We start from the raw sequence: 24,567 nt of genomic DNA on the forward strand, positions 1-24,567 counted from the left end.
GACCACCCTCTCGGATAGCGACGTCAGCTCGTTACCATCTGACCAGTGCCACCGTGGGCGGGTTCGATTGCTACACAGTGCAATCGGCGAGCGGTACGCCGATTCCTACCCGCGGTCCGTCGGTGGTCTACGTCCACGGGGGCGCCTACGTCAACCAGATCGCGCCCGCACACTGGAAACTCGTCTGCGCGATCGCCGACGCGACCCGGCGCCCTGTGCACGTCCCCCTCTACGGACTTGCGCCGCAACACCATGCGGACGAAGCGATCGACTTTGTCGGGCAGGTGATCGGCCGAGCCGCGCATGACGGGCCCACCTATGTTGCCGGTGACTCCTCCGGCGCGGGCCTGGCGCTCGCCGCTACCCAGGCCACCATCAGCGCCGGAGCCACCCAGCCGCTCGGGCTCACCCTGATCAGTCCGTGGCTCGACATCGCACTGACCAATCCCGTCATCCCGACCCTCGCCAAGCGCGACCCCTGGCTCGCGGTTCCCGGCCTGCGCGAGTGCGGCCGCGTATGGGCCGGACACCTGCCGGCGGACGACTACCGGGTCAGTCCCATCTTCGGTGGGCTGCACAATCTTCCACCCATCGACCTCTACGTCGGCGACCGCGACATCTTCGTCGCCGACTGCCGCCGGCTGCGGGACAGCATCGGCACCGGCCGCATTGCCTACCACGAGCAGCCCGGGGCGATTCACGTCTACCCGCTGCTGCCCGTTCCGGAAGCCAAGCCCGCATGCCGTGCACTGCTCAGCCACATCGAGGCCGCCCTCGTCAAAAGTGAGCAATTTTGACGAGTCGCACGCTCGCCCTCCCGCGCACCACCACACTGGAGGACCTGCGCTTCACCGCCCTGGTGGCGCTGCCCAATGTGGCCGAGGGCCTCTTCAGCCGCCGACCCGCGGTAACCGCTGCGCTCAACCGAGCCGGTGTCGCCCGCGGCGCACACCGGCTGCTCACCGCGCTGCACCGGCGCTACGGTGACGGACCGATCTGGGTGAAGGTGGGAAGCAAGCCCACGCTGCTCGTCTTCGGCCCGGATCAGATCCGTTTCGTACTCTCCCACGCGCCAGAGCCTTTCGCGTCCGACCCCGAGCCCAAACTCTCCGGAATGAACAAATTCCAGCCGCACGCCCTGACCATCTCACGAGGCGACCATTGGTCCGACCGCCGCCGATTCACCGTGGCTGTCCTGGCGCACGCCGCCGGTGGCGGCGCGGTCGCCCACCGCTGCGACACCGTCGCGGACCAGGAAGCCCGAGCCATGCCCGACAACCTTGACTGGCCGCGGTTTCACAGCGTGATACAGCGAATCGCGCGCCGAATCATTCTCGGCGACAACGCAGCTGACGACCAAAAAATATCGGTACAACTCGTGACGCTGATGGCCAAAGCCAACCCGCCCGGCAGGGGAGACCCCGAGCTTTTCGACACCTTCCTGACCGCGCTGAGCCGCTACGTTCAAGCCGCGGACGCACACAGCCTGGTGGGGCAATTCGCCGCGGCGCCCGCCTCCGACATCACGTACCCGACCCATCAAGTCATCCACTGGATGTTCGCGATGGGTGACACCCTGGCCATCAATCTCTGGCGTTGTCTAGCGCTGCTGGCCACACACACCGAGATTCTCCTCAACGCGCAGAACGCAATCGACGAACACAGTGCCCACGACTACCTCGTGGGCTGCCTATCCGAGGCGATGCGCCTCTGGCCCAGCACCCCCGTGTTGGCGCGAACCCTCACCGGGCCCACCGAGTGGGACGGCGAGATCGTGCCCGCGGGAACACAAGTCCTGATCGTCAACACCTTCAACCATCGCGACACCAGCCGTTTCCCCGGGGCCGATCAGTTCGATCCCATAGTGTGGACCCAAGGGGCCGCCCAATCGTCGTGGTCATTCAACTTCTTCAGTCACGGGCCGCAAGCATGCCCTGGCGCCGACCTTGCGCTGCGAATCGGTGTCGCGGTATTGACGGCCGTACTCGGCGAGCGCAGCCCGGCGGCGACCGGTGCCTATCCGCACCCACACCGACCGCTGCCACTCATGCTCGACCACTCGCGTTTTGGCATTCGATTGAGACGCCGGCCCTGAGAAACAGGCACCGCGCAGACTCGTCGGCCACGCTCAAAGTCGCGGGGTGCGGCCATCGCCGGCGGTAGCCCCCGCCGCCGCCTCCGACGATCGAGATGCCCGGCCACATCTGCCCACGGTGCTTGACTCCAGATCGAACTAATGTTCGAATAGGCCATGCGCTGGGCGGACCAGGCCATCGCGGTCAACGGACGGCCCGTCGAGGACGGGGCGCTGCCGGGGCTGCAGCGGATCGGTTTTGTCCGCAGCGTGCGGGCCCCGCAGTTCGAGGGGATCACGTTTCACGAGGTGCTCTGCAAGTCCGCGCTCAACAAGGTGCCGGACGCCTCCGCATTGCCCTTCCGGTACACCGTCAACGGCTACCGCGGCTGCTCGCACGCCTGCCGCTATTGCTTTGCCCGGCCGACACACGAATACCTGGACCTCAACTGCGGCAATGACTTTGACAGCCAGGTCATCGTCAAGACCAACGTCGTCGCGGTGCTCCGGCGCGAGCTGCGGCGGCCGTCGTGGCGACGCGAGACCGTCGCGCTGGGCACCAACACCGACCCCTACCAGCGGGCGGAGGGGCGCTACGCGCTGATGCCGGGCATCATCGCCGCCCTCGCCGAATCCGGGACACCGCTGTCGATCCTGACCAAGGGCACGCTGCTGCGCCGCGACCTGCCGTTGATCGCCGCCGCGGCGCAACAGGTTCCGCTCTCGGTCGCGGTGTCGCTGGCGATCGGTGACGCGGACCTGCATCGGGACGTCGAGCCGGGCACGCCCACGCCGCAGGCGCGGCTGGGACTGATCGCCGCGATCCGCGAGGCCGGCCTGGACTGCCATGTGATGGTGGCGCCCGTGCTGCCGCACCTGACCGACTCGCAAGAACACCTCGATCGGCTGCTCGGTCAGATCGCGGCCGCGGGCGCCACCGGTGTGACGGTCTTCGGGCTGCACCTGCGCGGCTCGACCCGCGGTTGGTTCATGTCCTGGCTGGCCCGCTCGCATCCCGAGCTGGTGGGCAGCTATCGCGAGCTCTACCGGCGCGGGGCGTACCTGCCGGCCGACTACCGCGAGATGTTGCGGAAGCGGGCGGCGCCACTGATCGCGAAGTACCGGCTGGGTGGTGAGCATCGCTCGTTCCGCCAACCCGTCGCGCCGATGCAGGCGGAGCCGGAACCCCTTCAGGCGACGCTGTTTTGAACTAGGCCGGCCGGTCGGTGCGCGGCTTGGTCAGGGTGAACTGGTCCACCACCGTCACCGCGCCGAACGGCCCGCTCAGCGCGTAGTGGGTGGCCTTGATCGAGGTGTTGTCGCCGGGGTTACCGGGGTCCACGTCGAATGCCGCGAAGCCGTAGGGATTGTCCCGGTCGCGGAATGCGGACCATGGCGCGTCCTCGACGACGTAGATCGGTGCCTTGCGCCCGAGCCCCGGGTCGAACGCGCCGACACCGGTCAGCACGCGGCAGCGCGGCTCGGGGAAGAAGAACCCGTTCGTGGGGGCGGAAGTGCCGCCGCCGCCGATGACGAGGTGCACCGTTCCCTTGGTGGAGTCGATGACGTCGTCGCGGGTGGTCACGGGTATCGGCGTTCGGGTGTCGCTCGGCAGCGTGCCGCGCAATGGGTGCGACCGCTCGTAGTGGTGTTCGTGCCCGCACACCACCAGGTCGACCTGGTGCTCGTCGAACAGCGGGAGCCATTCCTCGCGGATCCCCAGGTCGGCACCGTTGGCCTTGTCGGCGGTGGAGATCGCCGTCTGGTGCATGCACACGACGATCCAGTCGATTTCGGGATCGCGCCGCGCCGTGGCGAGTTCGTTTGCCAGCCAACGCTTCTGCTCGCCACCCGAGTAGCCGTGCACGTAGAAATTGCCGCCGTCCTGAAACGCCACGTCGTCGTTGTTCAGGCTGATCACCCGCACCGAGCCGGCCGTGAACGAATACCACAGGCCGCGGGTCTCGGGACTGGAGCCGGAATCGGGGACCGCGAAGTACGTCTGATACGCGCCGTAACCGATTGGGCCGTTGCCCAATTCGTTCTCGTGGTTGCCCGCCGCCGGCATCCAGGGCCGGTAACGCGCCGACCGCGTGTTGTTGTCGAACCAGGCCGACCAGGTGCGGATACGGTCTTGTGCGAGGTTGGCATAGCACAGGTCGCCGTTGACGAGGTTGAACAGCGGCGCCATCCGCTCTACCGCCAGGGTGGTGTCGGCGGATGCGGGCGATCCGATGTTGTCGGTGCCGTATGTGCCGTCAGGAAGCCTCTCCAGCGTCGGCGTGGACTGATCACCGAAACTGGTGAAGCGAAAGGGCTTTCGGCCCGACGGGGCGGTCCGGATGGTGCCCATCTCCGGCTCCGCGCCGTCGTGCACCGCCGCGTACACGTAGTCGGTGTCCGGGGTGAGGTTTGTCAGGCGGGCGTGGTTCACGCGAACCTCGGTGTCGGACTTGGCGTCCCGATAGGTGCGGGTCTCGGCCGCCACCGTGTGCCCGAGGCCCGACGTGGGCGTGCCGAACATGACGCGCGGATTCCGGACCGCGTCCACGGTGTGCCAGGACACCACCACCTCGGAGCCGGCATGCCGGCCGAATTGCAGGTGCAGTCCCGTCACCGGTGGGCCGCCGTTGCGACTCGGCTGATACCAGACGGCGGGCGCGCTGGTGTGGGACCACAACATGGCGGCCCCGCCGCCCGCACCCGCACCGAGGGCGGCCGAGACCGCGCTGGTGGTCAACAGCCTGCGGCGGCTGATGCCGGGGGCGGGTTCCCTTCCGCCAGGGTGTGCGGGATCGTCGGCCACTCCTGCTTCATACCCGAGGGCGGTGAACGCCGCGGAACGGGCGCCCATGCGGCTCGAGCAAATCCCGCGGCCCTTTCCAGGCGTAGCCCCGTAACGAATTGGGTAGCGTTTTCGATATGACGAACGTGCGAATAGTGACCACGGGGGTCGCGGTGGCGACGTTTGCGGCAGCCGCAGCGCTGGCCGTCACGCCCGCGACCTCATCTGCGGACCCGGCCGGCCACCAGGTGACCTACACCATCACCGCCACCGGCAATCTCACCGGCAACGTCCGCTACATGAACACCGATCCGCCCAGCCAGGCCGCCTTCAATGCCAACTCGTCGCAGTACTTGAACAGCGTGCAGACGGCGTTCACCGCGGGGCAGCCGCTGGTGTACAACACGACGCTGGCCGACCCGAATCAATGGGCGTTCGTGAACGCGAGCGGCGGGTGCCACTGGCCGGACTGCGATTCGTCGAACACGCCGCAGATTCAATGCCAGATCGCGGTCGACGGCCAGGTCGTGGTGACGCAGAGCGCCACCACGGGCGTCACCTGCTCGACGCGGCCCTGGTGAACCGGTAGAAGCCGCTCATCGGTGCACCCGCAACGCGAGGTAATACTCGTGCCGCCGGGTGTTGTCGACGGTGTAGCTGACCGCCTTCGTCACCCCGTCGTGGTCGGACTCCAGCCAGCGTTCGGTGTGTTGCCGGCTGAATTCGGTCCACGACGGCACGGTGAACCTCTCGAGGACCGTGTCGGGATGTTCCAGGCTGTGGTACAGCCCCCAGCTATGGCCTCCCGTTCGCAACCGTGAGCGCCGGACCGCGCTCATCGCCTCGACGAAGTCCTGCAGGGTGTCCGTCACGACCCGATAGCGGACGGTCACCAGCACCGGTCCGTCGTTCGGGCAGGGTTCGAACACGACCATCGGCGACGGCCAGGCCCGCGAAATGTCGCGGCTGAGCTTCCCGGTTTCCGGCCGCAACCCGAGCGGCACGACGCTGAGGGCGGTGACCCCCAGCAACGCCGCCGACAACGTCAGCGCCACGCCGAGGCCTTCCCGCGTGGCGACCACACCCCAGAGATACGAGCCGACCGCCTGCGAGCCCGTGAAGACCAGCAGGTACATGGCCAACCCGCGGGCCCGAACCCAGCGCGGCAAATGCAGCTGCGCCGCGGCGTTCAACGTCGTCAACGTGATCAGCCAGGTCATCCCCGACAACACCAGGAAGGGCGCCGCCGCGGCGAACGGCAGCCAGACCACCGCGAGAGTGGCGGCGCCGTACGCGGCCGCGCACCCCGCCAGCAGCGTGTTGGGCGGCACCTTCTGGCGCAACGGTGCGGGGACCGCGACGGCGAGCACCGCGCCACAACCGATGGCGCCCAGCGCCATACCGTAGCCACTGGCCCGCAGGTGCCAGGTGTCGGCGGCGGCCACCGGCAACAGGGCCAGCAGTGCCGAGGCGGGGAAGACGAAAAGGGCTGCGCGCAGCAGGATCCTGCGAAAGATCGGGCCGTTGGCGGCGTACGCCAGTCCGGTGAGGATCGCCTGGCCCAGGTGTTCTCGTTCGACGGGCGCGATCTGTTTGGGCCGTCGCCACGCCGCCAGGGCGATGATGATGCCCACGAACGAGATCGCATTGATCGCGAAGACCGCTGCCGGCCCGGTCAGCGCGAGGACGACGCCGCCGATGGCGGGTCCGACCACGCGGGCGACGTTGACCGAGACGCTGGCCAAAGTCGCGGCGGCCGTGATCTGCTCGCGCGGAACGACCTCGGGCTGAATCGCCTGCCAGGCCGGCGCGGTCAGTGCGGAGGCGACGCCGATGGCCAAGGTGAACAGCAGCAGCTCCGTCGGGGTGAGCCGGCCGAAGTAGGTCAGTCCCGCCAGCACCAGCGCCACCAACACCGCATACGACTGCAGGGCCATCAGCAGCCGCCGCTGGTCGAACACGTCGGCCAGCGCGCCGGCGAACAATCCCAACAGGAGCGTCGGCCCCAGACTCGCGGTCTGGACCAGTGCCACGACGGTGGCGCTGCTGTGCCCTTCGACCAGAAACCATTGCGCCGCCACGCTTTGCATCCAGGTGCCGACGTTGGAGACGAACTGAGCGATGAACAGGGCGCGGAAAACCTGATTACGCAAGGGCGTCCAGACCGACACATCCGCAATGTCGGTGCGCTCCTGCGTCAGATCCGACATGCGAGCCTTTCGCGTCGTGCGGCGGGGTAGAAGTCTAAGACACCCGCCCGACGCGCGCATGGCGGATCGGCAGCACCGCCGGGTTCGGGGTCTGGTCGCCGGCCCCCGCGCGCCGCTACTGCCGCTCGACGAGGAAGGCCGCGCCGAGCCGAAGCAGCTACTAGCTGACTAACCCAAACTCGGGGCGGAGAAGGTGTCGCACTGCTTCGGGTCGCCCGTCTGGTAGCCGACGGTGAACCAATGCTGCCGCTGCTCCGAGGATCCGTGCGTCCACGACTCGGGATTGACCCGGCCGGTCGCTTCCTTCTGGATGCGGTCGTCGCCCACCGACGCCGCGGCCGAGAGCGCGTCTTGGATGTCCTGGTCGCTCAAGGGCTGCAGGTAGGGGACGCCGGTGCTCTCCTGCTTGACCGTCGACGCGTAGTGCGCCCAGATGCCCGCGTAGCAGTCCGCCTGTAATTCCGTGCGGACGCCGTTGCCGCCGGCGCCCTTGGCCCCTTGCTGGGAGCGACCCAGGACGCCCTGCAGTTGCTGCACGTGGTGGCCGTATTCGTGGGCGACCACGTACTCCTGCGCGAACGGCCCTCCGCTGGAACCGAATTTGTCGACGAGTTCCTGGAAGAAGTCGGTGTCGAAGTAGGCGGTCTGGTCCACCGGGCAGTAGAACGGCCCCACCGCGGTGGTGGCCGGTCCGCAGCCGGTGTCGACCGAACCGGTGAACAGCCGCACATGCGGCCGGGTGTAGCGCGGCATCAGCTGGTGCCACACCGCGTCCACCGAGTTACCGGTGGCGACCACGCGGCACTGCACGTACTTGTTGGCGTCGGCCCCCGTCTTGCACTGGCTCAGGTCGAACCCGGGCGCCGAGTAGCCGCTGGTGTTCCCCTGCTGGTTCAGCACGCGGCCCGGGTCGACGCCCAACAGCAACGCGCCGATGAGGATGAGCAGGCCCAGGCCGCCGCCCCCGATCGCCATGCCCATCCCGCCTCCACCCGAGGAGGACGCGGTGCTGGTGTCGATCTGCATACCCTCGTTGAAGGACATGGCAGGCTCCTAATGTTGTTGGGTCGCGGAGTACCGGACGTCGGTGTAGCTGCGCAGGTTGCGCAGGAAGCGGCGAAGGCCCAGATTGAGCAGCGGCCCCACCACGTACATCGCCAGCCTGGCCGGGCCCGCGGGCTTTTGCGCCATGGTCCACGTCAACCGGCAACCACCCGGGATCACTTCGACCCGGTAGTCTTCGGCGAACGCGGCGACGGCTTGCGTGGAGCATTCGTTGAACCGAAAAGCCATGTGGCTGAACGGTTCCCAGGCCAGGAACTCCTCGTTGCCGACCATCCCTCCGCGCATCTCGACGACGCGGGTGGTGCCGACACCGCGCGGCTCGGGGCTGGTCCAGGTCACCTTGGTGATCACGCTCGCCCAGCGTGGCCACGACTCGGCGTCGGCGAGCACCTCGAACAACTGCTCGGGCGTGATGGCGAGGTCGACGCTGTTGCGGAACACGAAGGGCGCGCTGTCGATGAAGCCCAGGTCGACGCGCTCGCACGGGAACATGAAATTAATCTAGCCGGGGCCGTCGCTCGCCGCGGCCAGCAGCGGCACAAGGACGTCGCTGATCGGCGTCGCCAAGTCATGGGTGCGGGCCTTGCGGATGATCACCCCGTTGCGGATGTCCCATTCCATCCGCCGACGGTTCTCCCGGTCGGCCAGGATCGAGGTGCCCATGTCCTCGGGAGCGTGGCGGAACATGCCGGCCAATTCGTCGACGATGCCGTCGGGCAGCCGGGCGCCCTCGGCCCGGGCTACCGCCAGGCATTCGGCGACGTAGCGGCGCGACAGTTCGGTGACGTCGTCGCGGCGAAACATGCCGGACCGCCGCCCGGACAGAGCCATGAACCCGGCCAGTGCGTTGGTGAGCAGCTTGCGCCAGGCCGCGGTGATGAAGTCGGGGTCGCACTCGACCCGGCAGCCGGCGCCGCGCAGCAGCTCGGCGAGCGTCTGGGCCGACGGCCCACTGGGCAGCACCAGGGCGGCTTCGGTGCGCAGCCGGACCCAGCCCTCGGGCTGGGTCTCGGCCGAATACCAGACGATCCCGGGGACCACCGGTGACGACGGGCAATGCGGCTGCACCTGCTCGACCTGCTCCACGCCGTTCTGCAGCACGGCGACGATGGTGTGTGGGCCGCAGAGGCGGGCGAGCCATCCGGCGGCGGCGTCGTTTTGGGTGGCCTTGACCGCCAGCACCACCACGTCGACGGTGGCGGTGACCTGGTCGGGATCGGTGCACACCGGGCCGGGCACCATGATCGGATCGGCGTCGTCGGGCCGCAATTCGATGCGGGCGCGGGCCGTGCGGCCGCACACCTGCACCGCGTGCCCGGCCTTGTGCAGCAGCGCGGCGATCGTCGTGCCGACGGCGCCGGGTCCGACTAGTGCGATGGTGGTGGCAATAGGTCCGAAAGTACCTCCTCTAGACTGGTCACTCGTCCCAAGCCCGCCGAAAAAGGAGTGTTTGTGCTGCGCAGCCACGCCGCCGGTTCGCTGAGAAGCAGCGACGCCGGGCAGCAGGTGACGCTCGCGGGCTGGGTGGCTCGCCGCCGCGACCACGGCGGGGTCATCTTCATCGACCTGCGTGACGCTTCCGGTATCGCGCAGGTGGTGTTCCGCAATGCCGAGGTGTTGGCCCAGGCGCACCGGTTGCGCGCCGAGTTCTGCGTCGCGGTGACCGGTGTCGTCGAGATCCGCCCGGAAGGCAACGCCAATCCCGAGATCGCCACCGGCGACATCGAGGTCAACGTCGACTCCCTGACCGTGCTCGGCGACAGCGCGCCGCTGCCCTTCCAGCTCGACGAGCCCGCCGGCGAGGAGCTGCGGCTGAAGTACCGCTACCTCGACCTGCGCCGCGACGGCCCCGCCGCGGCACTTCGCCTGCGCTCCAACGTGAATGCCGCAGCCCGTGCGGTGCTGGCCGGTCACGACTTCGTCGAGATCGAGACGCCGACCATCACCCGCTCGACGCCTGAAGGCGCGCGCGACTTCCTGGTGCCGGCCCGGCTGCACCCGGGCTCGTTCTACGCCCTGCCGCAGAGCCCGCAGCTGTTCAAGCAATTGCTGATGGTGGCCGGGATGGAGCGCTACTACCAGATCGCCCGCTGCTACCGCGACGAGGATTTCCGCGCCGACCGCCAGCCCGAGTTCACCCAGCTCGACATGGAGATGAGCTTCGTCGACGCCGAGGACATCATCGCGATCTCCGAGGAGATCCTGACCGCGTTGTGGGCGTTGATCGGATACCAGGTCCCAACGCCGATCCCGCGGATCACCTATGCGGAAGCGATGCGACGGTTCGGGTCCGACAAGCCGGACATGCGGTTCGGGCTGGAGCTCGTCGAGTGCACGGAGTTCTTCTCCGACACCACATTTCGTGTTTTCCAGGCACCGTACGTCGGTGCGGTGGTGATGCCCGGAGGGGCGTCGCAGCCGCGGCGCACGCTGGACGGCTGGCAGGAGTGGGCCAAGCAGCGCGGGCACCGCGGGCTGGCCTACGTGCTGGTCGGTGACGACGGCACGCTCGCCGGCCCGGTCGCCAAGAATCTCAGCGACACCGAACGGGAGGGGTTGGCCGCGCACGTCGGGGCGAAACCAGGGGACTGCATCTTCTTCTCGGCCGGGCCGCCGAAGTCGTCGCGCGCCCTGTTGGGCGCCGCGCGCGGGGAGATCGCCAGCCGGCTCGACATGATCGACCCGGACGCGTGGGCGTTCGTCTGGGTGGTGGACCCGCCGCTGTTCGAGCCCGCCGACGAGGCGACCGCCGCCGGGGACGTGGCCGTCGGCTCCGGCGCGTGGACCGCGGTGCATCACGCCTTCACCTCGCCCAAGCCCGAGTTCTCCGACGTGGTCGACACCGACCCCGGCAGCGTGCTGGCCGACGCCTACGACATCGTCTGCAACGGCAACGAGATCGGCGGCGGCTCGATCCGTATTCACCGCCGCGACATCCAGGAGCGGGTGTTCGCCGTGATGGGACTGGACCAGGCCGAGGCGGAAGAGAAGTTCGGATTCCTGTTGGAGGCGTTCACCTTTGGCGCGCCGCCACACGGCGGGATCGCCTTCGGCTGGGACCGCATCAACGCATTGCTGTCCCGGGTGGACTCGATCCGCGAGGTGATCGCGTTCCCGAAGACCGGCGGCGGCGTCGATCCGCTCACCGATGCGCCCGCGCCGATCACCGCCCAGCAGCGCAGGGAGTCCGGAATAGACGCCAAGCCCGAAAAGGTTGACCGGGCATGACTGAAATGCCTGACACCGAAACGATCAACGCGTTCAACAAGAGCATCATCGACGAGTTCCGGACCAACGACGGCAAAGTGGGCGGCCAGTTCGAGAACGCCAACCTGCTCCTGCTGCACACAACCGGCGCCAAGTCCGGGCAGACCCGGGTTTCGCCACTGGCGTACTTCGACATCGACGGCAAGCTGATCATCATCGGATCTTTCGCCGGCTCCCCGGTCAGCCCCGCGTGGGTGCACAACTTGCGGGCCAACCCGCAGGCCCGCGTCGAGGTCGGCACCGAGGAGTTTGCCGTCACGGCCCGCGAGCTTTCGACCGCCGAACGCGAGGACGTCTTGCCGACAATCACCGCCGCGGCACCGGTGTTCGCCGAGTACCAGTCCAAGACCAGCCGGGTCATTCCGTTGTTCGAGTTGCAGCGCACCTAGGCCCGTGGGCACCTCGCGGCGGACGACGGCTCCCGCGGCTCTCGCCGCCGCCCGCGCGGGCCTGAAACGGCTGCGGGTGGTGTGGTTCAACCTGGTGCAGACCGCGTTCGCCGCGGGCCTGTCCTGGTACCTCGCGCACGATGTCCTGGGGCACCCGCAGCCGTTTTTCGCGCCGATCGCCGCCGCGGTGTCGTTGTCGACGAGCAACGTCCTCCGCGCGCAACGCGCCATCCAGATGATGGTCGGGGTAACCCTGGGGATCGGCGTCGGCTCGGTGGTGCAGGGCGTGCTGGGGCCCGGGGCGGTGCCCATCGCGGTCGCCGCGCTCGTCGCGCTGGGCGCCGCGGTGTTCATCGGGGGCGGCTTCATCGGGCACGGCATGATGTTCGCCAACCAGACCGTGGTGTCGGCGATCCTGGTGCTGGCCCTCTACCGCGGCGGTGTCGGCCTGGAACGCATCTTCGACGCGCTGATCGGCGGTGCGGTGGCCATCGTTTTCGCGGTCCTGCTGTTCCCCGCCGACCCGCTGCAGCTGCTGCGCACCGCGCGCGTCGGCGTGCTGAGCGTGCTGCACGACGTCTTGTCGCGAACCGCGGACATCGCCGTCGGGCGCAAGGCACCCCCTCCCGACTGGCCGTTGACGGCGGTCGACCGAGTGCAGGAGCAGCTCAGCGGGCTGCTCGAGGCGCGCACCACCGCCCGCCACGTCGTCACCATCGCCCCGCGACGCTGGGGCCTGCGGGACACCGTCCAGGCCGCCGACCATCAGGCCGTGCACGTGGCCCTGCTGGCCGGTTCGGTGCTGCAACTCGCCCGCGCCGTCGCCAACAATGCCGACGGCTTCCGTGACGGGCTTCCGAGCTCCGTGCACACGGTGGTGGTGGTGCTGGGGGCCGGAACCGCTCTCGCGGACCGCGATCCCGCCGGCGCATGCGCGTACGCCGCCTCCGCGCGTCATCACGCTTCGGAATTGCAGTCAGCCGCGCGCGAGAAGACGCAGTTGATCCTGGCCGACGTCGTCAGCGCCTGCGTCGACGATCTGCAACGGGTCATCGACCTTCGGCACGTGTGACCGAGTCAGCGCGAGTCGGCCAGGAACTCCTGGACCAGCTTCCTCGGGGCCTGCGTCAACCACGCCTCGGTGATCAGATCCTCGAGGTCGCGGACCGCGATCGCGGCGAGCTTGACCAGCACCACCGGGTAGCCGTCGAAATGCGGGGTGGTGAAATACACGCCCGGCTCGTCGGCGATCAACCCAAACTTGACCCCCTCGTCGGACACCCGCACGCCGAGGACGTCGCCGTCGGGCGATTCCAGGCCTTCGCGGGCCAGCGCCTCGCGTTCGGACGGACGCAATGGCCGCTCCCAGGCCAGCAACTTCTTGCCGACCCGCCACTCATGCGGTGACGGCTCCGAGGTCAGTGCCAGCTCACGAACGATGCGGGCGACGTCGTACCACGTGGCCACATCTCGATTGTGCTCCCGGTTTCGCCCGCGTGCCGCCGTATTGGCAAACGGTTTCGCGCCGGGGACGGCGCGCAACGGTCCGGTGTGATGTGATCAGCGTTGTGCCTGAAGCTGACGCCGCGGTCGCCCGCCGGCACCGAGTCACCCACCGCACCGAGTACCGGTACTCCGACGTCGTGACCAGTTCATATGGCCGCGGCTTTCTCACCCCGCGGGATTCGATGCGGCAGCGGTGCATCGTGCACGAGCTGACCATCGATCCCGCGCCCGCCGACGTCTCCACAAGCAGCGACGTCTACGGCAACATCAGCTCGTACTTCCACGTCACGGAGCCGCACCACACCCTGACCGTCACCAGCGACTCCATCGTGGACGTGTATCCGCCGCCTCCCGGGCGCTACACCAGCGGCCCGGCGGTGCAACCGTGGGAGGCGGCCCGCCCGACGGGGGGCAGGGGAGCGCTCGCCGCGGAGTTCACCCTGGACCTGAACCCGCCCGAGATCACCGACGAGGTCCGCGAATACGCGGCGCCCAGCTTCGCTCCGGGGCGGCCGCTGGTCGACGTGCTGCGCGACCTCGCGTCGCGGATTTTCGCCGACTTCACCTACCGCTCGGGGTCGACGACGATTTCCACCGGTGTCAATGAGGTTCTGGCGGCCCGGGAAGGGGTATGTCAGGACTTTGCACGGCTGGCGATCGCCTGCCTGCGCGCCAACGGTCTTGCGGCCAGCTACGTGTCCGGCTACCTGGCCACCGACCCGCCACCGGGGAAGGATCGAATGATCGGTATTGACGCCACCCACGCCTGGGCGGGCGTGTGGACACCGCAGGAGCCCGGCCAGTTCGAATGGCTGGGTTTGGACCCCACGAACGACCAGCTGGTCGACGAGCGTTACATCATCGTCGGACGGGGCCGCGACTACGCCGACGTGCCGCCGCTGCGGGGAATCATCTACACCGATTCCGAGCACAGCGTGATCGACGTTGCCGTCGACGTGGTGCCCTTCGAAGGGGATGTGCTCCATGCGTGACTTCAACTGCCCCAACTGCGGCCAGCGTCTGACGTTCGAGAACTCCACCTGCCTGAATTGCGGTAGCGCGCTGGGGTTCTCGCTCGAGCAGATGGCTCTGCTGGTGATCGCCGAGGAGAACGCCGGCGAGCACGCCGGTTTCGTGGACGCCGCCGAGTATCAGCTGTGCGCCAACCTGCAGCTGGCCGAATGCAATTGGCTGGTGCCGGTCAACAATCCCCGGCTGCTGTGCGCGTCCTGCGCGCTGACCACCGTGCGGCCCAACGACGCCGACACCGCCGGCTTGGCCGAATTCGCCCGGGCAGAGGCGGCCAAACGGCGGCTGATCGCCGAGTTGCACGAGTTGAAGCTGCCGATCATCGGGCGCGATCAAGATTCCGAGCAGGGACTGGCCTTCCATCTGCTGTCCAGCGCGCGCGAGAAGGTGATGACCGGGCACGACAACGGCGTCATCACGCTGGATCTGGCCGAGGGCGACGACGTGCACCGCGAGCAGCTGCGGGTGGAGATGGAGGAGCCGTATCGCACCCTGCTGGGACACTTCCGCCACGAGATCGGGCACTATTACTTCTACCGGCTGATCGCCCCGTCCAGCGATTACCTGGCGCGGTTCAACGAGCTGTTCGGTGATCCCGACGCCGACTACCAAGAGGCGCTGGACCGCCATTACAGCGAGGGGCCGCCCGAGGACTGGCAGGAAGACTTCGTGTCGTCGTACGCCACCATGCATCCCGCCGAGGACTGGGCCGAGACGTTCGCCCACTACCTGCACATCCGCGACACGCTGGACACCTCGGCATGGTGCGGCTTTGCGTCGGCATCGGCCACTTTCGACCGGCCTGCGTTGGGGCCCAGCGCTTTTCAGACGATCATCGACATGTGGCTGCCGCTGTCCTGGTCGCTGAACATGGTGAACCGGTCGATGGGTCACGACGACCTGTACCCGTTCGTGCTGCCCGTCGCGGTGCTGGAGAAGATGAAGTTCATCTACACCGTGATCGACGAGGTGACCTCCGAGTCGCGGGGGCCCGCCGCCATCGCGGGTTAGCCATGTGCTTTTCGATGACGGCGGATCTGGTGGTGGGTACCGCCCTTTTGCCGGTCGCGGTTGCGACCCTGCGGGAGGTGAAGCACTGGCGTGAGGTGCCTTTCGCCTCGCTGCCCGCGGTGTTCTCGGTCCACCAGTTCCTCGAGGCGGTGGTGTGGCCCAATCGGTTTGCCTCGGCCGAGATGGCCAACTTTGCGATGCACGCCTATGTGTTCATCGCACTGCCGGTGCTCCCTTTACTGGTCCCGTTGGCGATCCTGATGCTTGAACCGCGCGGCGCCCGGCTGCGGGTGGCGCCCTTCGTGGTGCTCGGTGCGGTGGTGTCGGCCTACCTCGCGTTCGTCGTCCTCACCAAACCGGTCGGGGTGATGAGGTGCCCGCACGTGTTGGAATATCAAACCGCCTCCCGCGAAAGCTACCCGTGGGCGGTGCTCTACATCATCGCCGTCATCGGGCCGGCCCTGATGTCGGGATATCGCTCCATCGTGGTGTTCGGTTTCGCAAACCTGGTGGGGCTAGTCCTGGTTGCGGTGCTATACCTAGAGGCGTTCGCGTCGCTCTGGTGCATCTACGCCGCCGTGCTGTCGGTCCTGGCGCTGGTGCATATGCGGCGGCGTCGCCGGCTGCCCGATCCGCACCGCTATCACGGGGTCGACGTGGACCGCACGACGTCGGACGTGTGACCCGGCTTCCTCTCTAGCCATCCGACATCTGAAATCCCTTGTGTTACTTTGGCTTCAGTGGTCACATGGCGGCCGTTTTTGTCGGTGGGTGTTCGTAGGGTTTGGGGCATGGGTGTCAGTGGTCGTGAGGAGATCGTCGAGGTGTTCGACGCGCTCGACCACGACGTGGATCGGTTGTGTGGGTTGTCTTTTGACGTGCTCACCGCCCCCGAGCGGCTGCGCGCCCTGGAACGCCTGGAACGGGTGTACCGCCGGCTGCGCGCCCCCCAGCACGCGTTGATCAACCAGCTCGACGCCCACGCCAGCCCCGCAGAGTTGGGTGGCTCGCTGCGGGTGGGCCTGGCTGATCGGTTGCGCATCACCAAGGGCGAGGCCGCCCGGCGTATCGCCGAAGCCGCCGACCTCGGACAGCGCCGGGGGTTGACCGGCCAGCGGCTGGCGCCGCTGTTGAGCGCCACCGCGGCCGGCCAACGCGACGGGGTCATCGGTGATAGCCACGTCAAGGTGATCCGGAGTTTTTTCGCCCAGCTGCCCGCCGCGGTGGACGCATTGACCCGCCAGGCCGCCGAAGCCGACCTGGCCGGCAAGGCCGCCGGGTATCGGCCCGACGAGTTGGCCAAATACGCCGGGCGGGTGATGGATTGGCTGCACCCCGACGGGGAATTCAGCGACGCCGAGCGGGCCCGCAAACGCGGCATCACCCTAGGCGCCCAGGAGATCGACGGCATGTCACGCATCGGCGGGCTGATCACCCCGGAGCTGCGTTCCGCGATCGAGGCCATGCTGGCCAAACTGGCCGCCCCCGGGGCGTGCAACCCCGAGGACGACACCCCGGTGGTCGATGCCACCCCCGATGAGGACGCGGTGCGCCGCGACACCCGCTCGACAGCGCAGCGCAACCACGATGCCTTCCTCGCCGGGCTGCGCGGCCTGCTGGCTTCGGGAAAACTCGGCTCCCACAACGGGTTGCCGGTCTCGATCGTGGTCACCACCACGTTGGAGGACCTGGAGGCCGCCGCCGGCAAGGCCCTGACCGCCGGCGGCACCCTGGTACCCATGAGCGATGTGATCCGCTGGGCCGGCCACGCCCACCACTACCTCGCCATCTTCGATGGCGCCAAATCACTGGCGCTGCACCACACCAAACGAATCGCCTCCCCCGCTCAGCGCATCATGCTCTACGGCAAGGACCGCGGCTGCACCAAACCCGGCTGCGATGCCCCCGCCTACCACAGCCAGGTCCACCACATCACCGGCTGGACCACCACCCGCCGCACCGACATCGACGACCTCACCCTGGCCTGCGGCCCCGACAACCGGCTGGCCGAACAAGGCTGGACCACCCGCACCAACGCCCGCGGCGAAACCGAATGGCTCCCACCACCGCACCTCGACCGCGGACAACCCCGCACCAACAGCTACCACCACCCCGAACGATTCCTCCGCGGCCAAGACGACGAGGAACCCGATTGACGCCAGGGGCTAGCGGCGATGGCGGTGACCCGCTTCGCCCGGCTTCGCCGCGCTCGCGATCACCGCTGGACCTGATGGCGGTGACCCGCTTCGCCCGGCTTCGCCGCGCTCGCGATCACCGCTAGGCCGGCATCACCCGGCGTACGTCGGGACCCCACAGTGGCTGCATGCCACCGGGCAGCGCCAACTGCGTGGTGGTGATGACCTCGGCCAGCTCGCGCAGCCCGGCGTGCACCGAACCGAGCAGGTCGGCCAGCGCGGCACGCTGCCCGTCGGCGCTGACGACTTCCAGCTCGGCGGGATGCGAGCGGCGCAGCAGGGTGGCGATCTCGTCCACCAGCCGTTCCGGGCGCGACGACCCCGACGCCCCGGGCAGATCCTTGAGGTTGGCCCGCAGCCGCTCGACTTGATACAGCAGCGACCGCGGGTTCTGCGCGTCGAACAGCATCAGCTCGGCCACGGCGGCGACGCTGACCTGGCCCACGGTGCGGCGCCGGTAGATGACCGAGGACTCGCACGCCACCAGCGTCGCCTCGATGATCGTCTGCTCGGCCGCGGGCGCGCGGACGGCGGTCAACGTGGCCCGCAGCAGCGCGGTCAGCCAGAGGCCGCGTTCGATGCGCTTGCCGATGTCCATCATGGTCCAGCCTGCGTCGCGCACCATCGACTCACCGGCGACCCCCGACAGGGTGAGCATCCCGGACAGCGTCTGCACCTGGGCCGTCGCGAGTAGCGCGTCGGCCTCGGCGAGGGACTCCGGCGGCTCCCGCCGCTGAGCCAGCGCGCGCTCCACCCCGGCCAGCACCATCCAGGTGTCGTTGGACATTTGGTCGCGCACCGCCCTGGCGGCCAACGCCAACCCTTCCACCGACTGCACCAGGGACCCGGGCCGCTCGGGATCTACGGTCAGGGACCACAGGGTCGAGGGGGCGACGGCGATCATCTCCGCCCCGTCGCTGACACGGTCGTCGTCGTCGGTCCCCGTGATCCTGCCCAGCGCGGCCATCAGCACCGGCACGCATTCGCTTTCCTCGGTGTGCTGCTGATGCCGGTAGACGTGGAACCTGTCCCGGGCGACGAGCAGGAGCCGCGCCATGCTCTCCGCGCGCTCGCCGTAGCGGCCGATCCAGAACAGGTCGGACAGCACACGCGGCGAGCTGACGCCCCAGGTGCCCGCGGCCGTCTTGGCCGGCGGCGCGGGCGACGGCAGGGTCACCGTCTCGGCCCGCGCACGCTCCGTCGGGCGCACCCAAACATCCTTAGCGGCAACGGTTTGCAGCGTGTACGCGGCCGGCCCGGGCGCCAGCACATAGCCGACGCCGCCGATCATCGGGGCGTACCCGCTGCGCTGGGCCACGTTGAACAACCGGATGCCGACGCCGGCCGACGACAACACTCCGGCATGGTCGGTGGGCGCCGACGAGAATTGCGGCAGCTCCTGACCGATCCACTGCCAAGGCATCTTCTCGATCGCGGCCGCCAACCGTGTAAGCTGATATGACGAAAGGGTCGGGCCGACAAGGGTTTTGCCGCCGACGGTCGACTTCACCAGGAGCGAAGAAAGATTCGCCAGCAGGTGTGAGCATTCACCCGCGATGCCGCCCCAGTAGACCGGCGCGGACTGCAGCAGGGGCGCCTCCGAGAGCAGGCGCTCGGACAGCTCGGGCAAAAACCGAAGCAGCCCAGGGTTTTCCAATATGCCGCTGCCCAGCGTGTTGACGACGGTCACGGTCCCGCGGTGCGACGCCTCCACCAGACCGGCGACGCCCAGGCGGGAGTCGGCGCGCAGATCGAGGGGGTCGGCGTATTCGGCGTCGACCCGGCGCAGGACGACGTCGACGCGTTTCAGGGTGCCCAGCGAGCGCATCCACAGCTTGCCGTCGCGCACCACCAGGTCCGCGCTCTCCACCAACGGGAAACCCAGCAACGTGGCGAGATACGCCTGGTCGAAGGCGGTTTCGGAGAAGATGCCCGGGCTGAGCACCACCACCACCGGGTCCTGCGCGTCGTCGGGCGCGGCATCGATGAGCGCCAACCGTAGCGCCTGGGCGAACGGCGTCGTCGGTCGCGGCACGATCCGTTCGTAGAGATCGGGAACCGAGTGTGCGACGACGCGCCGGTCGGCCAGGGCGTAGCCGGCGCCCGACGGCGCCTGTGTCCAGTCGGCGTTGACCTGGAAGGTCCCGTCCGGCAGCCGGCTGACGTCGCAGGCGTGCAGGAAAAGCTGGTGATGCCCGGGCACTTCGATGCCGTTGGCCGCGCGCACATAACCGGGATGGGCGAACAACAGCTCCGGCGGCAACAGCCCCTCGGTGAGCAGGCTGCGCGATCCGTACAGGTCGGCGAGAACGGCGTCGAGCAGCCGGGACCGCTGCACCAGCCCGGCCTCCAGCACGTCCCACTCCGCGGCCGCGAGCACGAGCGGCAGCGTGTCCAAAATCCACGGCCGCGGCTCGAGGCCGTGTTCGGTGCGGTCGACGTCGGTGTAGGTGATGCCGTCGCTGTCGATCAGGCCGCGCACCACCGAGCGCAGCCGGTCGAGCCCTGCCCGGCCGCGTTCCGCGATGGTGTCGGCGAGTTCCGTCCATGCCGGTCGCACGCGTCCGTCCCGGTCGACGAATTCGTCATAGCCGGCGGCCGGGCCGTGCCGTAGATCGAAGAGCGCCTCCTGGGCGCGCGCGGCGCGGTACCCGGCCAGCAGGCGGTCGGCGTCGTAGTGGTCGGCCGGGGGCGCCGACCCCGCACCGATGCCGAATGTCATGTCCGCAGACGCCATTACCGCTGCACGGTACGCACGCGGCGCAGGTCGAGGATGCCCGGCGCGCCGATATCGGTGAAGATCCGGGCCTGTTTCTCCCGAATGTCGGACAGATCGAGCTTGCCTGCGGTGAAGCCGGTCGCCTCGAAGCGGCGGGCGCGGCGCGCCTCGGCCTCGACGGCGTTGACGGGCGGCTCGTCGTAGGCCCGCCCACCGGGATGCGCGACGTGGTAGGTGCACCCGCCGCGCGACGTGCCCGTCGTCAGGTCGACCAGCTCGAACTGCAGCGGCACGTCGGTGCTGATGGTGGGGTGCAGCGCGCTCGGCGGCTGCCAGGCCTTGAACCGCACCCCGCCGACGTGGATGTCGGGGTTGTCGGTGGCCAGCAGCGGCACCGGGTAGCCGTTGACCGTCACCACGTAGCGGTGCCGGTCGGCGCCGATGATGCGGATCTGGATGCGCTCGACCGAGGAGTCGACGTAGCGGGCGGTCCCGGACGCGGTGGCCTCCTCGCCGAGGGTGTTCCACGGCTCGATCGCGCCGCGCAGTTCGATCTCCACCCCGTCGAAAACCGCCGTGCCGATGCGGGGGAAACGGAACTCGGTGAACGGGTCCAGCCAGCTGGTCTCGAACGCGATGCCGTGCGCCCGCAGGTCCGCGGCCACGTCGGCGATGTCGTGAATCAAGAAGTGCGGCAACAGGTATCGGCCGTGCAGGTTGGCGCCGTGGCGGATCAGCGGGGCGCGCAGCGGCTCGTCCCAGAACCACGCGACCAGCGAGCGCACCAGCAGCGACTGCACCATCGCCATGCGCAGATGCGGCGGCATCTCGAACCCCCGCAGCTCCAGCAGGCCGAGCCGGCCGCGAGCGCTGTCGGGGCTGTAGAGCTTGTCGATGCAGAACTCGGCGCGGTGGGTGTTGCCGGTGATGTCGGTCAGCAGGTGCCGCAGCGCGCGGTCGATCACCCACGGCTTCGCCACACTCTTAGGACCACCGCCGCCCAACCGCGCGATCTCGGCGAACGCGATCTCGAGTTCGTACAGCGCCTCGGCGCGGCCCTCGTCGACCCGGGGAGCCTGTGAGGTGGTGCCGACGAACCGGCCGGCGAACAAGTACGACAGCGACGGGTGCCGCTGCCAGTACGTCAGCAGCGAGACCAACAGGTCCGGCCGCCGCAGCAGCGGTGAGTCGGCGGGCGTGACGCCGCCGAGGGTGATGTGGTTGCCACCGCCGGTGCCGCCGTGGGTGCCGTCCACGTCGAAGGACTCGGTGGACAGGCGAGCCAATCGCGCTTGCTCATAGAGGGTCTCGAGCTGCTGACTCTGCTCGGCGAAGGTCGCGGTGGGCGCGACGTTGACCTCGATGACCCCCGGGTCCGGCGTGATGGTGGTCGAGCGCAGCCGCGGGTCCGGCGGGGGATCGTAGCCCTCGATCACGACCGGGCAGTCGACCTTGGCCGCCGCGGCCTCGACGCGGGCGACGAGGTCGACGAAATGCTCCAGCGCCTCGGTGGGCGGCATGAAGAGGTAGAGCAGCCCGTCGCGAACCTCGGCGACCATGGCGGTGGGCGGCGCGGTGTCGGGGTCCTCCAACACCGCGGTGCCCGACTCGATCGACAGCTCGTCGCCGACGGTCAGGGGATCGGCCTCGAACGACGGGCGCGGCGGACGCCAGCTGATGGAATCGAGCGGCAGCCGCAGACCCGCGGGAGAATCACCGTGCAGCAACACGATTCGACCGCGGCGCAGGCGCCAGTCGGCGCTCGCCCAGCCCTGGCCGTCGTCGCGGCGGTGCAGCGGTAACACGAAAGCCGCTGGGGCGGTGATGGATTCGTCGAGCCGTGCCAGCAGGGCGGCGCGCCCGGCGGGGGAGTCCGCACCGTCTTCGGGGTCGAGATCGTCGGCCGGGTCCACCGGGTCGCCCTCGGGTTGCCGCACCTTGGTCGCCAGCCGGTGCAACGGGTCCTCGTAGGCGGCCCGAACTTGCGAGGGCGGCAGCTCCAGGCCGTCGGCGATCGCGGCGAGCAGGCGGTGGCCCGCGTCGGCATCGACCGGGGCCGGGTCGCCCAGCCACGGGTCGGCCAGCAGCGCGCCGTCGTTCCACAGCGGTCGCCCGTCGGTGCGCCAATACAACGCGATCTGCCAGCGCGGCAACGGCTCTCCCGGATACCACCGCCCCTGCCCGCGCTGCAGCAACCCGTTGGGCGCCCACGCCTCTCGCAGGCGCGCGGCCAGGTCGGAGGCGCGCTGCCGCTTGTGCGGGCCGTCGGCGGCCGTGGTCCATTCCTCGGCGACCTGATCGTCCACCGATACGAATGTCGGCTCACCGCCGATGGTCAGCCGCACGTCGGCGGCGGCCAGCCGCTCGTCGACGCGCCGGCCGACCTCGCGGATCGTCTCCCACGCGTCGTCGGTGTAGGGCAGGGTGACGCGCGGGTCCTCGTGGACCCGGGTGACGGTGTTGGAGAACTCCAGCACCGATTCGCACGGTTCGGTGCCGCCGCTGATCGGCGCCGCCGACGCCGGCTGCGGGGTGGCCGCCAACGGGATGTGGCCCTCGCCGGCGAACAATCCCGACGTCGGGTCCAGCCCGATCCAGCCCGCACCGGGGATGTACACCTCGGTCCAGGCGTGCAGGTCGGTGAAGTCGGCGGCGGGGCCCGACGGCCCGTCGAGCGCCTCCACGTCGGAGGCCAGCTGCACCAGGTAGCCGGACACGAAGCGGGCGGCCAGCCCCAGCTGGCGCAGGATCGACACCAGCAGCCACGCCGAATCGCGGCACGAGCCGACGCCGGTCCGCAGCGTGTGATCCGGTGTCTGCACGCCGGGTTCCATGCGCACGCTGTAGGCGACATCGGCGTTGACGGCGCGGTTGAGCGCGACCAGCAGGTCGATGGTGCGCGTGCCGGCGGGCACCGAGAAGTTGCGCACCCAGGCCCGCGTCAGCTCGCCGGGACCCGACCCGTCACCGTTTTCGTCGACCGGCCGCAGGTATGGCTCCAGATCGTCGGCGAGCTCCTTGGGGTACGTCAACCCCTGCGCCGGCCACATCTCGGCCCAGTCCTCGATGAAGAAGTCGAACGGGTTGATCACCTTGAGGTCGGCGATCAGCCCGACGGTGATGGTCAGCCGCCGAGTCGGGTTCGGAAACACAAGGCGCGCAAGGAAATTGCCCACCGCATCCTGCTGCCAGTTGATGAAGTGCTCGTCCGGCTCGATGCGCAGCGAGTAGGCCTCGACGGGCGTGCGGCAATGGGGCGCGGGCCGCAGCCGCACCACGTGCGGATACACCCGGACCGGCCGGTCAAAGGTGTAGCTGGTGCGGTGCTCCAGCGCGACTTTGATGCTCATAACAAGGTGATCTCATCACAGGCGGCACAAGGCCGCAGCGCACCGCAGCCGCGGCTAACAGCGCCGTAACTTCGAACGCGGACCGGCGCTTACGCCGGCTGCGGTCCCGGCGGTGGACCCGGCTGGTAACCGGGCTGCGGCACGGGGACGACCTGGCCGCCGGTCAGCTTGCGGTAGGCGTAGATGATCACCAGGGAGGCGACCGGGGCCGCCACCAACAGGCCCACACCGCACAACAGGAACCCGACGAGGAAGGACGCGAACGCGACCAGCCACACCAGCAGCGCGTTGACGAAATTCGACCCGACGAGCGAGAAGCTGGAGGTGAAGCCCTTGATGGCCGACTCCGAGCGATCGATCACGAACGGGACGGTGAACTGGGTGAAGATGCCAAGGACGAGCCCCGGGATGAAGCACAACGCCGACGCGATCGAGGTGAGCACCTCGACGATCAGCACGGCGAGAAACACCATGCCGAGGTTGCGTGGCTTGAAGAACGAGCCGACCGTGACCGCGCGCCCGTCGGCGAGGTCGAGGCAGCCGGACAGGAACGCCGACTGCGCGAATGCGCTTACCGCGTAGGCGATCAGGTAGCCGAGGGCCAGCATCCCGTATCCGGGTCCGGTCAGGTTGGTCGTGAAGGTGAAGTCGTAGTCGTCGGAGCTCGTGCCGGTCGCGCCGATGTTCTGGCTCAGTGTGATCAGCGCGGTGGCCACTCCGAGCAATAGCCCGTACACCAGCGCGGGAACGATCAACGCGACGGCGTTCCTGGTGAAGGTGTTCCACGCCCAGTTGAAGGCCTCACCGACGCTGAACGCGGGCTTGGGCGGGGCGCCGTATCCGGGTGGCGGGCCGTAGCCGGGCGGCGGTGCGCCGTAACCCGGCGGCGGGCCGGGCAGGTCAAAAAGACCGTCGGACACGGCTTCAGGCATACCACGAAAACGAATCCGGGCGCCGGGCGCAGAAG

At 68.8% G+C, this 24,567-nt stretch carries 20 protein-coding genes and 1 pseudogene; 12 read left to right on the plus strand and 9 right to left on the minus strand.

The genetic code is table 11. The features are described 5' to 3' along the window. The first annotated feature begins 53 nt into the window (after positions 1–53). The 3 genes from A5709_RS27000 to A5709_RS27010 all read left to right on the plus strand — a co-directional run bounded on the left by A5709_RS27000 (position 54) and on the right by A5709_RS27010 (position 3,283). Positions 54–797: an alpha/beta hydrolase fold domain-containing protein gene (locus A5709_RS27000; RefSeq protein WP_197520244.1), complete on the plus strand. Its 744-nt coding sequence runs from the start codon at positions 54–56 to the stop codon at positions 795–797. Then, positions 794–2,095, plus strand: coding sequence for a cytochrome P450 (locus A5709_RS27005; protein ID WP_068123781.1), 1,302 nt, complete (start codon positions 794–796; stop codon positions 2,093–2,095). Before A5709_RS27000 ends, A5709_RS27005 begins: the two co-directional genes overlap by 4 nt. Positions 2,096–2,251: 156 nt before the next feature. After that, entirely contained in the window at positions 2,252–3,283 is a 1,032-nt protein-coding gene (locus A5709_RS27010; RefSeq protein WP_068008605.1) for an Rv2578c family radical SAM protein, read from the plus strand. A 1-nt stretch (position 3,284) separates the two neighbouring features. Here the strand turns inward: A5709_RS27010 and A5709_RS27015 are convergent, their stop codons facing one another. Continuing rightward, complete coding sequence (locus A5709_RS27015; RefSeq protein ID WP_082974388.1) at positions 3,285–4,928, minus strand: metallophosphoesterase family protein; 1,644 nt, start codon at positions 4,926–4,928, stop codon at positions 3,285–3,287. 68 nt (positions 4,929–4,996) lie between these two features. Here A5709_RS27015 and A5709_RS27020 point away from each other — a divergent pair, with 68 nt between their 5' ends. Beyond that, positions 4,997–5,440: a hypothetical protein gene (locus A5709_RS27020; protein WP_067949613.1), complete on the plus strand. Its 444-nt coding sequence runs from the start codon at positions 4,997–4,999 to the stop codon at positions 5,438–5,440. Between the two features lie 15 nt (positions 5,441–5,455). On the opposite strand, the gene A5709_RS27025 is transcribed toward A5709_RS27020, so the two are convergent. The 4 genes from A5709_RS27025 to A5709_RS27040 all read right to left on the minus strand — a co-directional run bounded on the left by A5709_RS27025 (position 5,456) and on the right by A5709_RS27040 (position 9,523). Next, a complete protein-coding gene (locus tag A5709_RS27025; RefSeq protein WP_068008608.1) occupies positions 5,456–7,069 on the minus strand; it encodes an MFS transporter in 1,614 nt (537 codons plus the stop codon). A gap of 168 nt (positions 7,070–7,237) precedes the next feature. Then, positions 7,238–8,113, minus strand: a complete 876-nt coding sequence (locus A5709_RS27030; protein WP_067949615.1) for a neutral zinc metallopeptidase — start codon at positions 8,111–8,113, stop codon at positions 7,238–7,240. A gap of 9 nt (positions 8,114–8,122) precedes the next feature. Further along, positions 8,123–8,626 (minus strand): SRPBCC family protein, encoded by a 504-nt coding sequence (locus tag A5709_RS27035; protein WP_068008610.1) that lies wholly within the window; start codon positions 8,624–8,626, stop codon positions 8,123–8,125. A gap of 9 nt (positions 8,627–8,635) precedes the next feature. Continuing rightward, positions 8,636–9,523, minus strand: coding sequence for an oxidoreductase (locus A5709_RS27040; protein ID WP_197500923.1), 888 nt, complete (start codon positions 9,521–9,523; stop codon positions 8,636–8,638). Positions 9,524–9,580: 57 nt separating this feature from the next. Between A5709_RS27040 and aspS the strand changes: the two genes are divergently transcribed. From aspS to A5709_RS27055, 3 genes are read left to right on the plus strand one after another with little or no spacing between them, the layout of a single operon-like run. Further along, positions 9,581–11,362, plus strand: coding sequence for an aspartate--tRNA ligase (gene aspS, locus A5709_RS27045; protein WP_156673167.1), 1,782 nt, complete (start codon positions 9,581–9,583; stop codon positions 11,360–11,362). After that, positions 11,359–11,790 carry a nitroreductase family deazaflavin-dependent oxidoreductase gene (locus tag A5709_RS27050; RefSeq protein WP_067949624.1) on the plus strand — a complete coding sequence of 144 codons (432 nt, stop codon included), beginning with the start codon at positions 11,359–11,361 and terminating at the stop codon, positions 11,788–11,790. The genes aspS and A5709_RS27050 overlap by 4 nt, the downstream gene beginning before the upstream one ends. 4 nt (positions 11,791–11,794) lie before the next feature. Beyond that, a complete protein-coding gene (locus A5709_RS27055; RefSeq protein WP_068008613.1) occupies positions 11,795–12,862 on the plus strand; it encodes an aromatic acid exporter family protein in 1,068 nt (355 codons plus the stop codon). A gap of 5 nt (positions 12,863–12,867) precedes the next feature. Here A5709_RS27055 and A5709_RS27060 read toward each other — a convergent pair whose 3' ends face one another. Then, the gene (locus tag A5709_RS27060; protein WP_068008616.1) at positions 12,868–13,257 is read right to left on the minus strand and encodes an MmcQ/YjbR family DNA-binding protein; all 390 of its coding nucleotides are present in this window, start codon (positions 13,255–13,257) and stop codon (positions 12,868–12,870) included. A gap of 89 nt (positions 13,258–13,346) precedes the next feature. Here A5709_RS27060 and A5709_RS27065 point away from each other — a divergent pair, with 89 nt between their 5' ends. The 5 genes and pseudogenes from A5709_RS27065 to A5709_RS29325 all read left to right on the plus strand — a co-directional run. Continuing rightward, positions 13,347–14,288: a transglutaminase family protein gene (locus A5709_RS27065; RefSeq protein WP_197500922.1), complete on the plus strand. Its 942-nt coding sequence runs from the start codon at positions 13,347–13,349 to the stop codon at positions 14,286–14,288. Beyond that, complete coding sequence (locus A5709_RS27070; RefSeq protein WP_067949630.1) at positions 14,281–15,336, plus strand: putative zinc-binding metallopeptidase; 1,056 nt, start codon at positions 14,281–14,283, stop codon at positions 15,334–15,336. The genes A5709_RS27065 and A5709_RS27070 overlap by 8 nt, the downstream gene beginning before the upstream one ends. A gap of 14 nt (positions 15,337–15,350) precedes the next feature. Continuing rightward, complete coding sequence (locus tag A5709_RS27075; RefSeq protein ID WP_231987083.1) at positions 15,351–16,019, plus strand: DUF6629 family protein; 669 nt, start codon at positions 15,351–15,353, stop codon at positions 16,017–16,019. A 108-nt stretch (positions 16,020–16,127) separates the two neighbouring features. Beyond that, positions 16,128–17,492: an HNH endonuclease signature motif containing protein gene (locus A5709_RS27080; protein WP_068123784.1), complete on the plus strand. Its 1,365-nt coding sequence runs from the start codon at positions 16,128–16,130 to the stop codon at positions 17,490–17,492. Next, positions 17,456–17,658: pseudogene (locus A5709_RS29325) on the plus strand (hypothetical protein); the annotation flags it as partial. The gene A5709_RS27080 and the pseudogene A5709_RS29325, both read left to right, overlap by 37 nt. On the opposite strand, the gene A5709_RS27085 reads toward A5709_RS29325, so the two are convergent. From A5709_RS27085 to A5709_RS27095, 3 genes are all read right to left on the minus strand, one after another. Beyond that, positions 17,614–20,268: a circularly permuted type 2 ATP-grasp protein gene (locus A5709_RS27085; protein ID WP_068009788.1), complete on the minus strand. Its 2,655-nt coding sequence runs from the start codon at positions 20,266–20,268 to the stop codon at positions 17,614–17,616. The pseudogene A5709_RS29325 and the gene A5709_RS27085 sit on opposite strands and share 45 nt — an antisense overlap. Continuing rightward, positions 20,268–23,600, minus strand: coding sequence for a DUF2126 domain-containing protein (locus A5709_RS27090; RefSeq protein WP_068123789.1), 3,333 nt, complete (start codon positions 23,598–23,600; stop codon positions 20,268–20,270). Before A5709_RS27090 ends, A5709_RS27085 begins: the two co-directional genes overlap by 1 nt. 89 nt (positions 23,601–23,689) lie before the next feature. Further along, positions 23,690–24,567 (minus strand): hypothetical protein (locus tag A5709_RS27095; protein ID WP_231987084.1); only part of this gene is annotated, 878 nt, incomplete at its 5' end.

The sequence above is a fragment of the Mycobacterium sp. E1386 genome (genome assembly GCF_001672745.1).
In the GTDB taxonomy this organism is placed as follows: domain Bacteria; phylum Actinomycetota; class Actinomycetes; order Mycobacteriales; family Mycobacteriaceae; genus Mycobacterium.